The organism is Streptomyces sp. S6, assembly GCF_054880855.1.
In genome coordinates this window covers 1-10,045 of record NZ_JBTYMC010000247.1, presented here as the reverse complement: position 1 = coordinate 10,045, position 10,045 = coordinate 1, and the positions used below count along the sequence as shown (strand labels likewise).

Annotated in this window: 7 protein-coding genes and 1 pseudogene; 3 read left to right on the top strand and 5 right to left on the bottom strand. The window is 70.8% G+C overall.

The features are described 5' to 3' along the window. Positions 1-473: 473 nt before the first annotated feature. The 4 genes from ACVNF4_RS26655 to ACVNF4_RS26640 all read right to left on the bottom strand — a co-directional run bounded on the left by ACVNF4_RS26655 (position 474) and on the right by ACVNF4_RS26640 (position 4,837). Entirely contained in the window at positions 474-1,307 is an 834-nt protein-coding gene (locus tag ACVNF4_RS26655) for an S-methyl-5'-thioadenosine phosphorylase (RefSeq protein WP_461805415.1), read from the bottom strand. Between the two features lie 74 nt (positions 1,308-1,381). Further along, entirely contained in the window at positions 1,382-1,693 is a 312-nt protein-coding gene (locus ACVNF4_RS26650; RefSeq protein ID WP_461805414.1) for an FmdB family zinc ribbon protein, read from the bottom strand. A gap of 67 nt (positions 1,694-1,760) precedes the next feature. Beyond that, a complete protein-coding gene (locus ACVNF4_RS26645) occupies positions 1,761-3,038 on the bottom strand; it encodes an MFS transporter (RefSeq protein ID WP_461805413.1) in 1,278 nt (425 codons plus the stop codon). Positions 3,039-3,295: 257 nt separating this feature from the next. Further along, the gene (locus ACVNF4_RS26640; RefSeq protein ID WP_461805412.1) at positions 3,296-4,837 is read right to left on the bottom strand and encodes a potassium/proton antiporter; all 1,542 of its coding nucleotides are present in this window, start codon (positions 4,835-4,837) and stop codon (positions 3,296-3,298) included. Positions 4,838-5,048: 211 nt separating this feature from the next. Here ACVNF4_RS26640 and ACVNF4_RS26635 point away from each other — a divergent pair, with 211 nt between their 5' ends. Continuing rightward, the gene (locus ACVNF4_RS26635; RefSeq protein ID WP_461805411.1) at positions 5,049-7,880 is read left to right on the top strand and encodes a penicillin acylase family protein; all 2,832 of its coding nucleotides are present in this window, start codon (positions 5,049-5,051) and stop codon (positions 7,878-7,880) included. A gap of 95 nt (positions 7,881-7,975) precedes the next feature. On the opposite strand, the gene ACVNF4_RS26630 is transcribed toward ACVNF4_RS26635, so the two are convergent. Further along, positions 7,976-8,602, bottom strand: coding sequence for a 5-formyltetrahydrofolate cyclo-ligase (locus ACVNF4_RS26630; protein WP_461805410.1), 627 nt, complete (start codon positions 8,600-8,602; stop codon positions 7,976-7,978). A gap of 93 nt (positions 8,603-8,695) precedes the next feature. On the opposite strand from ACVNF4_RS26630, the gene galU reads away from it, so the two are divergent. Together galU and ACVNF4_RS26620 are read left to right on the top strand one after the other, a co-directional pair. Continuing rightward, on the top strand, positions 8,696-9,607 hold the full coding sequence (gene galU, locus ACVNF4_RS26625) for a UTP--glucose-1-phosphate uridylyltransferase GalU (RefSeq protein WP_461805409.1): 912 nt from the start codon (positions 8,696-8,698) through the stop codon (positions 9,605-9,607). Continuing rightward, a pseudogene (locus ACVNF4_RS26620) lies at positions 9,604-10,045 on the top strand (gephyrin-like molybdotransferase Glp); the annotation flags it as partial. The gene galU and the pseudogene ACVNF4_RS26620, both read left to right, overlap by 4 nt.

Below are 10,045 nucleotides of genomic sequence, written 5' to 3'. Positions count from 1 at the left end.
GGGCACTTCACGTCGTACTCGGCGTGCGGCATCCCGTACTGGGTCGGCGGCGACGTCCCGGACCGCGACTCCCTGATCGCCCGCACTCCTGCGGCCCCGCCGCCACCAGCCCCACGGCGGTCACGGCCAGCCCCAGTGCCAGCGCCCGCCTCCGCTGCCGGGCCAACCGCCCCCACTGATACCGCACACCCCGCACCCGCACCGGCGAGAAATGCGGAACCTCGCAGGTGGGAGGTGTTTGTGTGCCGGGTGACGAGCAGGACGAGGAAGGCGAGGGCGGCGGAGGAAGCGGGGGAGGGGTCGGAACGGACACGGGATCACCACCAGCGACGAAGGTTCTCGCAGACCGCGAACCCGGCCCGCGAGATCCACGATGCCCTTCCCCGCAACTCTCCGTTTCCGCCTGTGGATAACTCACGGCCTGTGGAAAACTCCGTCACCCGGCCCGCCGTCACCCCCTGCGGCAGCGCGAACTACGGCAGCACGAACCCCGGCTCCATCCCGCCCAAGGCGTTCACGCACAAACACTCCCGCCCCGCGCCCCCCGGCAACCCCGCCACCACATCGAACAGCACCTCCCGCAACCGCCCCACATTCGCGGAGAACACCTCCAGCACCTCCTCGTGGGACACGCCCTCACCCGTCTCCGCCCCCGCGTCCAGATCGGTCACCAGCGTCAACGACGTGTAGCACAGCTCCAGTTCACGGGCGAGCGCCGCCTCCGGATGCCCGGTCATCCCCACCACCGACCACCCCTGGGCCCGGTGCCACAAGGACTCCGCCCGCGTCGAGAACCGTGGCCCCTCGATCACGACCAGCGTCCCGCCGTCCACCGCCTCCCAGCCCCGCCCCCGGGCCGCCTTGAGCGCAGCCGCCCGCCCGGCGGGACAGTACGGGTCGGCCAGCGAGACGTGGACGACGTTCGGGACGGTCCCGTCGGGCAGCGGCAGCCCGTCGAAGTACGTGCCCGCGCGCGCCTTCGTCCGGTCCACGAGCTGATCGGGCACCAGCAGCGTCCCGGGCCCGTACTCGGGACGCAGCCCGCCCACCGCGCACGGTCCGAGAACCTGCCGCACCCCGACCGAGCGCAACGCCCAGAGGTTGGCCCGGTAGTTGATCCGGTGCGGCGGAAGACTGTGCCCGCGCCCGTGCCGGGGGAGGAACGCGACCCGCCGCCCGGCCACCTCGCCGAGGAACAGGGAATCGCTGGGAGCGCCGTAAGGAGTGTCGACCTGGACCTCGGTCACGTCGTCGAGGAACGAGTAGAAGCCGGAACCGCCGATCACGCCGATCTCTGCGTTCGTCATGCCCGGAACAGTATCCGCAGACGCCGAACACCCAGCCGTCGCAAGGACAGCGGGGTGAACCGGAGACAGGTGCGTCAGGCGGCGGTCGTACCGGCGGACGGCTTGGAGTCCGAGGCGGGCTTCGCGTCGGACGACGGCTTCGAGTCCGAGGACGCCGAGGAGGAGGCCGACTTGGACGACGCGGTCGCCGGCGAGCTGCTCGACGAGGAGCCGCGGCTGTCGTTGCGGTAGAAGCCGGAGCCCTTGAAGACGATGCCGACCGCGGAGAACACCTTCTTCAGGCGGCCACCGCAGCTGGGGCACTCGGTCAGGGCGTCGTCCGTGAACTTCTGGACGGCCTCAAGGCCCTCGCCGCACTCGGTGCACTGGTACTGGTAGGTCGGCACTGTCTTCCTCCTGGCACTCTCACTCGATGAGTGCTAACGAGGGTCCATAGTGGCCTATTCCCGGGGATCAGTCCACTGCCACCGGCACGCGGTGACCGACGCCACGTGCGACGGTACGCCCGCGCGCGGGCGACACGAGCCGGGAACGCAGCGCCAGGACGGTCACCAGGGCCAGCAGTGTGCCGCCCATGGGCACGAGGAACCCGGAGCCGTCCCACAGGCGGTCCTCCAGCTGCCCGGCGACCGTGACGGCCGCCGCCTGCCCGAGGGCGACCGCCCCGGTCATCCAGGTGAACGCCTCGGTGCGCGCCCCGGCCGGGACCAGCTCCTCGACGAGCGTGTACCCGGTGATCAGCGCGGGCGCGATGCACGTCCCGACCAGCAGACCGAGCCCGGCGAGCAGCACCACCGAGTGCGCGGCCGACAGCCCGGAGGCCACCAGTGCCAGCGCGCCGTACGCGACGAGCAGCCGGCTCCTCGGGGCGACCTTCCAGGCGATCGCGCCGCAGACGACGCCGGAGAGCATGTTCCCGGCGGCGAACGTGCCGTACAGGACGCCGTTGAGACCGGGTTCGCCGATCGACTCGCTGAACGCGGCCAGCGACACCTGCATGCCGCCGAAGACCGAGCCGATCCCGAGGAACGCGACGATCAGGACCCGCACCCCGGGGATCCGCAGCGCGGAAACGTGCTCCACGCGCGCGTGCCCGTCGGCCGTGACCGGCGGCTGAGTGCTCTTCTGCGCGGCGAACAGCAGCCCGCCGACCAGCGTCAGGGTGGCCTCCGTAACGAGCCCGGCGGCCGGGTGGACGGTGGTGCACAGGGCGGTCGCCAGCAGCGGGCCGAGGACGAACGTCAGCTCGTCGGTGACGGACTCGAAGGCCGCCGCCGTCGGCATCAGGGGCGAGTCCTTCAGGGCGACGCCCCAGCGCGCGCGCACCATCGGGCCGACCTGCGGCACCGAGGCACCCGCCGGGACGGCCGCCGCGAACAGCGCCCACAGGGGTGCGTCGGCGAGCGCGAGGGCCGTCAGGGTCAGTACCGACAGCGCGTGGACGACGACTCCGGGCAGCAGGACCGCGCGCTGCCCGTACCGGTCGGCGAGCCGGCCGCTGTAGGGCGCGAACAGCGCCAGGGAGACACCGGTGACGGCCGCCGCGGCGCCCGCGGCGCCGTACGAGCCGGTGGTGTGCTGCACGAGCAGCACGATGGAGATGGTCAGCATCGCGAACGGCTGCCGTGCCGCGAAGCCCGGCAGCAGGAAGGTCCACGCGCCGCGCGTGCGCAGCAGTCGCCCGTATCCGGGACGGCCTTCGGCTGACTTCTCGGTGACCGTGGACGCCACGGCCCGTGCCTTTCCGCCGCCTGGTAGCGCGACCCCAGGAGGGGGACGCCGAGAGCTGTCCTCTTGCGCGTGCTGCGGTAGATACCGTCGTCCCGGGAGGGCGTCTCGGCCGCCATACGGTCGCGCCAGCTCTGCATCAGACAGAGTTGGTTCGATCAAGGTCCGCGTTCATCGTACAGCGGCCGGGCTCCGCGTGGCCTGTGAGAGTGAGCACCGCGAAACCCGTCGTCAACGCTTCACCGTCGCGTCGTCCGCGCTCAACGTACGCCCCCGGTGCCCAGCCAGCCGGCGAGCTTCCCGCCGTGGCCGACCGCGCGCAGGCGCTTCTCGGCGGCATCCCGGACGGGGTCGGTGGCGACGACCAGCAACTCGTCGCCGTGCCGCAGGACGGTCGTCGGGGACGGCACGAAGGAGGCGTCGTCCCGCACGACGAGGGTGACCGCCGCGCCGGGCGGCAGCCGCAGCTCGCTGACCTCGACGCCGTGCATCTTCGACCCCTCCGGGATCGCGACGGACAGCAGATGGCCGCGCAGCCGCTCCAGGGGCGCCGACTCGATGCCCAGGTCGGTCGCCTCGCTGCCGCCGCCCAGGCGCAGTTTCCGGGCGAGCCAGGGCAGCGTGGGCCCCTGGACGAGCGTGTAGACGACGACCAGCACGAAGACGATGTTGAAGATCCGGTGGTTGCCGTCGACGCCGTTCACCATGGGGATCGTCGCCAGGATGATCGGCACCGCGCCGCGCAGCCCCGCCCAGGACATCAGGGTCTGCTCCTGCCAGGGCACCCGGAAGGGCAGCAGGCACAGCAGGACGCTCAGCGGGCGCGCGACCATCGTCAGGACCAGTCCGATGATCAGGGCGGGCATGAAGTCGTCGCCCAGTTCGTGCGGGGTGACCAGCAGGCCGAGCAGGACGAACATGCCGATCTGGGCGATCCAGCCGAGCCCTTCGGCGAACCCGCGCGTGGCGGGCCAGTGCGGCAGTTTGGCGTTGCCGAGCACCATGGACGCCAGGTAGACGCCCAGGAAGCCGCTGCCGTGCGCCAGGGCGCCGCCCGCGTACGCGGCGGTCGCGATGGCCATGACGGCGATCGGGTAGAGGCCGGAGGCGGGCAGCGCGATGTGCCGAAGGCCCCAGGCGCCCGCGAAACCGACCGCCAGGCCGATCGCGGCCCCGATGGCCAGCTCCAGCGCTATCTCGCCGAGCAGGACGTACCAGTGCTCCACCGGGCCCGCCGTCGAGAAGGCGACGACCAGGATGACCACCGGGGCGTCGTTGAAGCCCGACTCGGCCTCCAGCGTGCCCGTCACGCGCGCGGGCAGCGGGATCCGGCGCAGCACGGAGAAGACCGCCGCCGCGTCCGTGGACGACACCACCGCGCCGATGATCAGCGCCTGCCGCCACTCCAGGCCCACCAGGTAGTGGGCGGCGGAGGCCGTCACGCCCACGCTCACCGCGACCCCGCCGAGCGCCAGCGCGGACGCCGCCGGAAGCGCCGGCCCGATCTCCTTCCACTTCGTGCCGAGGCCGCCCTCGGCGAGGATCACGACCAGGGCCGCGTACCCGATGACCTGGGTCATCTCGGCGTTGCTGAAGTGGATGTCGCCGATGCCGTCCTGGCCCATGAGGACGCCGATCCCCAGGTACACGAGCAGGCTGGGCAGCCCGCTGCGCGAGGAGATCCGCACGGCCGCGACGGCGACGAGCAGGACGAGCGAGCAGACGAGCAGGAGCTGGTTGAGGTGGTGGACGGTCAGCTGCCGATTCCTTTCCTGGCGCGCGTGGTCGATCACATAGGACATGAAACGCAGGCGCTGCACATCCAACTAATTCGTTACCTTACCTAACTCTTGACGATTTCTTGACGCTCGCTGGGGTGTGGACAGGGCGCCCCCGCGTCCGCGTTCCCGACTCCGAGTCAAGTCGCGCCTGACCCTGCGCCTATGGTTGCTCCAGCGTTCATTCAAAGTCACAGCCCGACCTGCCGCTCGCGTTAGGACAGCAAGGACAGCGATGCCCCCGAATACCACCGCCACAGTGGGTGACAAGCCCGGCAAGTCCGGCAGGAAAAAGGGGCGCAAAGCCCGCCTGATCGTGATCATCCTGGTGCTGGCGGTGATCGGCGGCATCGCCTACGGCGGTTACTGGTCGGTCAGTACGGTCCGGGCCTCCTTCCCGCAGACCACGGGAGAGATCAAGCTCGCCGGCCTGGCGGGCCCCGTCGAGGTCAAGCGCGACGGCTACGGCATCCCGCAGATCTACGCCTCCTCCGACGACGACCTGTTCATGGCGCAGGGCTACGTCCAGGCGCAGGACCGGTTCTACGAGATGGACGTCCGCCGCCACATGACGTCGGGCCGCCTCTCCGAGATGTTCGGCGACGGGCAGGTCAAGAACGACGAATTCCTGCGCACCCTGGGCTGGGACCGCGTCGCCAAGCAGGAGTACGACAAGGTCCTGTCGGCCTCCACCAAGAAGTACCTCCAGGCGTACGCCAAGGGGGTCAACGCCTACCTCAAGGGCAAGGACGCCGCGGACATCTCCCTGGAGTACGCCGCCCTGGGCTTCACCAACGACTACAAGCCCACCGAGTGGACCCCCGTCGACTCGGTCTCCTGGCTCAAGGCGATGGCCTGGGACCTGCGCGGCAACATGAAGGACGAGATCGACCGCGCCCTCATGGCCGGCCGCCTCGGCCCGCAGCAGATCGCCGACCTGTACCCGGCCTACCCGTACAGCCGCAACCAGGCGATCGTCCAGGAAGGCCAGTACGACGAACTGACCGGCGAGTTCGGCTCGAAGAGCGGCTCCGGCTCCTCCTCCGGCACCGGTGGCTCGGGCAGCTCCTCGTCCGGCTCCCGCAGCTCCTCCGCGGGCTCCAGCGGCTCCTCCACGGGCTCGGGAACCGGCTCGGGCTCCGGAACCTCCACGCGGGGCTCCTCGGGCCTCCAGGGCCAGCTGGCGGGCCTCAACGGCGTCCTCGACGACCTTCCCCAGGCCGTCGGCGTGAACGGCAACGGCATCGGCTCCAACTCCTGGGTCGTCGCCGGGAAGTACACGATCACGGGCAAGCCGCTCCTCGCCAACGACCCGCACCTCACGGCCTCGCTGCCGTCCGTCTGGTACCAGATGGGCCTGCACTGCCGCACGGTCTCCGCGTCCTGCCAGTACGACGTCACCGGCTACACCTTCGCGGGCATGCCCGGCGTCGTCATCGGCCACAACCAGAACATCGCCTGGGGCATGACCAACTCCGGCGTCGACGTCACCGACCTCTACCTGGAGAAGATCACCGGCGACGGCTACGAGTACGACGGCAAGGTCCGGCCGTTCACCACGCGCGAGGAGACCATCCAGGTCGCCGGCGGCAGCGCCAAGAAGATCGTCGTCCGCCAGACCGAGGACGGCATGCCCCTGCTGTCCGACCGCAACGACGAACTCGTCGACGTCGGCAAGAAGGCCGGCGTCACCTCCGCCGCGCCCGACCGGGGTGACGGCTACGGCGTCGCCCTGAAGTGGACCGCCCTGGAGCCCGGCACCACCATGGACGCCGTCTTCGCGCTCAACAAGGCGGCCGACTGGGGCTCCTTCCGGGACGCCGCGAAACTCTTCGACGTCCCCTCGCAGAATTTGATCTTCGCCGACACCAGGAACGACATCGGCTACCAGCTGCCCGGCAAGATCCCCACGCGCGGGAAGAACCACGACGGCTCGATCCCGGCCCCCGGCTGGGACGCCAAGTACACGTGGACCGGGTACCTCAAGTTCGATCAGCTGCCCTACGAGTACAACCCCGCGCGCGGGTACATCGTCACCGCGAACCAGGCCGTCGTCGACCCCGACGCGTACCCGTACACGCTGACCACCGACTGGGGCTACGGCACCCGCAGCCAGCGCATCACCGACCTGATCAAGCAGAAGATCGAGGGCGGCGGCAAGATCTCCACCGACGACATGCGCCAGATGCAGCTCGACAGCAGCAGCGAGATCGCCAAACTGCTCGTCCCGAGGCTGCTGAAGATCGACCTCGCCGACCCGGACGTCCGGGAGGCCCAGAAACTCCTCCAGGGCTGGGACTACACCCAGGACGCCGACTCCGCCGCCGCCGCGTACTTCAACGCCGTGTGGCGCAACATCCTCAAGCTGGGCTTCGGCAACAAGCTCCCCAAGGAGCTGCGCGTCGAGGGACAGTGCCTGTGGGTCGACCCGGTCAACTCCACCGGTCCCGTCGACGACACCCAGAAGGTCCGCGAGTGCGGCATGCGCGACGCCGACCAGGCGCAGCCCGACGGCGGCGACCGCTGGTTCGAGGTGGTCCGCAACCTGCTGGACAAGCCCAAGAGCGACTGGTGGAAGACGCCCCGCTCCGGCAACCGCCCCGGCGCCGTCGACCGCGACGGCCTCTTCAAGCGCGCTCTGATCGACGCCCGCTGGGAGCTGACCGCCAAGCTCGGCAAGGACATCGACACCTGGAGCTGGGGCCGGCTGCACCGCCTGTTCCTGAAGAACCAGACCCTCGGCACCGAAGGCCCCGACTTCCTGCGGTACATCCTCAACCGGGGCCCCTGGAAGCTCAGCGGCGGCGAGGCGTCCGTCAACGCGACCGGCTGGGACGCGGCCGGCGGCTACAACGTCGTCTGGGTCCCGTCGATGCGGATGGTCGTCAACCTCGACGACTTCGACAAGTCGAAGTGGATCAACCTCTCCGGCGCCTCCGGACACGCCTTCAGCGCCCACTACACCGACCAGACCGGCAAGTGGGCCAACGGTGAACTCCTCGACTGGTCCTTCACCCCGAAGTCCGTCGACGGCAGCACGAGCGACACCCTCACCCTGAAGCCGTGACCGTCACCCGCGACTGACGAAAGGGGCCCTCCGCGCGGAGGGCCCCTTTTTCGTGCTGTGCGTCGATACGCATGTGTCACGACGATACGTACGCGTTACGACGGTACGCTCCCGTACCGACGCACCCCCGACGGCGTAACCACCGCGTGCACCGGCCGGTCGTGCCCCTCCGCGGGCACCCGCTCGACGACCTCCCCGTCGTACAGCAGCACCACCAGCGCGGCCGAAGCCCCCGCCCGCTCCAGCCGCGCCAGCACCCGGTCGTACGACCCCCCGCCGCGCCCCAGCCGCATCCCGCGCGCGTCGACCGCGAGACCGGGCAGCAGGACGACGTCGGCGCCCGTCACGGCGTCCGGGCCGAGCCGCTCCCCGGAAGGCTCCAGGAGGGCCATCCGCGCCCCGTGCCGGACGCTCGCCAGGGAACCCTCGCCGTCGTACACCCCCCAGTCCAGATCGTTGTCCGGCAACAGCGCGGGCAGCAGGACGCGCACTCCCCGCGCGCGCAGCGCGTCCAGGAGTGCGGGCGTGCCGGGCTCGCTCCCGACGGAGACGTACGCCGCCACCACGCGCGCGTGCGCCAACTCCGGCAGCTCCAGCGCGCGTTCCGCCAGGGCGGCGGCCGATCCCCGCAGGTCGTCCGGCGTCAACTCGGCCCGTGCGCCGAGGAGTTCCCGCCGCAGCTCCCGCTTCCCGGACGCGTCCGGGCCGCTCGAAAGGCTCATGCACCACTCCGCACTGTCTCGAATGCGCTCATATGAGCATCCGTTCTCCGGTGTCACAGATTCCGCTCAAGAGCACCGGATAGGGTGACCGCCATGACTCAGTCCCACCCCAGGATCAGCAAGGCTGTCATCCCCGCGGCCGGTCTCGGAACCCGGTTCCTGCCGGCGACGAAGGCGACTCCCAAGGAGATGCTGCCGGTCGTGGACAAGCCCGCGATCCAGTACGTGGTCGAGGAGGCCGTCGCCGCCGGACTCGACGACGTCCTCATGGTCACCGGCCGCAACAAGCGGCCCCTGGAGGACCACTTCGACCGCAACTACGAGCTTGAGTCGGCGCTCCAGAAGAAGGGCGACGCGGCCCGGCTCGCCAAGGTCCAGGAGTCCAGCGACCTCGCGACGATGCACTACGTGCGCCAGGGCGACCCCAAGGGGCTCGGCCACGCGGTCCTGTGCGCGGCCCCGCACGTCGGGAACGAGCCGTTCGCGGTCCTCCTGGGCGACGACCTGATCGACCCGCGCGACCCCCTGCTCCAGCGGATGATCGAGGTCCGGGAGCAGCACGGCGGCAGCGTCGTGGCCCTCATGGAGGTCGCCCCCGAGCAGATCCACCTCTACGGGTGCGCGGCCGTCGAGCCCACCGCCGACGCCGACGTCGTCGAGGTCACCGGCCTCGTCGAGAAGCCGGAGCCGGCGGACGCCCCGTCGAACTACGCGATCATCGGCCGCTACGTCCTCGACCCGGCCGTCTTCGGCATCCTGCGGACCACCGCCCCCGGCCGAGGCGGCGAGATCCAGCTCACCGACGCCCTCCAGCAGCTGGCCCAGGACGAGACGGCCGGCGGCCCCGTGCACGGCGTCGTCTTCAAGGGCCGCCGCTATGACACCGGGGACCGCGGCGACTACCTGCGTGCCATTGTCAGACTCGCGTGCGAACGTGAAGACCTGGGACCGGACTTCCGGACCTGGCTCCACCGTTACGTCACCGAGGAGTTGCAGCCGAGTTGAGCACCGCCGCACCCAGCCCCGCCGCCCAGGACCGCCGCTGGTCCGTGGCCGAGCACCTGGCGGACGTCCTCGCGACCGTCCGCCCCCTCGAACCCATCGAGCTGCAACTCCTCGACGCGCTGGGCTGCGTCCTGGTCGAGGACGTCACGGTCGCGGTCTCCCTCCCGCCGTTCGACAACAGCTCCATGGACGGGTACGCGGTCCGGGTCGCGGACGTCGCGGGTGCGAGCGAGGAGTTCCCGGCCGCCCTGGAGGTCGTCGGGGACGTCGCGGCGGGACAGCAGGCGGGACTGCTCCAGGTCGGCCCGGGACAGGCCGCCCGCATCATGACCGGCGCCCCCCTGCCGCCCGGCGCCGAGGCCGTGGTCCCCGTCGAGTGGACCGACGGCGGGCTCGGTGAGGGGCCGGTCGGGTCCATGCGGGCGCACAGCCTCGCGC

Coding starts and splice junctions, on each gene's coding strand:
- ACVNF4_RS26640 (WP_461805412.1), bottom strand. CDS start 4,837: ATGTCCTATGTGATCGACCACGCGCGCCAGGAAAGGAATCGGCAGCTG.
- ACVNF4_RS26635 (WP_461805411.1), top strand. CDS start 5,049: ATGCCCCCGAATACCACCGCCACAGTGGGTGACAAGCCCGGCAAGTCC.
- ACVNF4_RS26630 (WP_461805410.1), bottom strand. CDS start 8,602: ATGAGCCTTTCGAGCGGCCCGGACGCGTCCGGGAAGCGGGAGCTGCGG.
- ACVNF4_RS26655 (WP_461805415.1), bottom strand. CDS start 1,307: ATGACGAACGCAGAGATCGGCGTGATCGGCGGTTCCGGCTTCTACTCG.
- galU (WP_461805409.1), top strand. CDS start 8,696: ATGACTCAGTCCCACCCCAGGATCAGCAAGGCTGTCATCCCCGCGGCC.